Source organism: Novosphingobium sp. B-7, assembly GCF_000410615.1.
Lineage (GTDB): Bacteria > Pseudomonadota > Alphaproteobacteria > Sphingomonadales > Sphingomonadaceae > Novosphingobium > Novosphingobium capsulatum.
Genome location: NZ_KE148404.1, coordinates 17,224 through 17,567, shown reverse-complemented (window position 1 = coordinate 17,567; position 344 = coordinate 17,224). Strand labels below are relative to the sequence as shown.

At 71.5% G+C, this 344-nt stretch carries 1 pseudogene; it reads left to right on the top strand.

Features of this window, described 5'->3' with window-relative positions:
* Positions 1 to 344, top strand: a pseudogene (locus tag H926_RS28465) (hypothetical protein); the annotation flags it as partial.

Below are 344 nucleotides of genomic sequence, written 5' to 3'. Positions count from 1 at the left end.
GGCCTGCGCCTGGGCGCCCGCCACCGCGCAGCGATCGATCCCGCCACCTGGGCCGAAGTGCAGGATGAAGCGCCGGTTGCGCCCCGGGTGCGTGCGCGCGATGCCCATCCCGACGCCCCGCCGCGCCGCCCCCTGGTGGTTAGCGCGGACATGATCGATGAATCCGAAACCGCGATCCTGATCGATGAGCCCGCCAGCACGCTGCCGCGCCTGCGCCCCCTGGTGGCCGATGATGCGCTGTCGGCCGACCTGGCCCCGGCGGCCTTCGATCCCTTTGCGATCTACGAGAACGAGGAAGAACCGGCCGACCTGTTCGTGCCGCCCTCGTTCCTGACGGTAGCCCG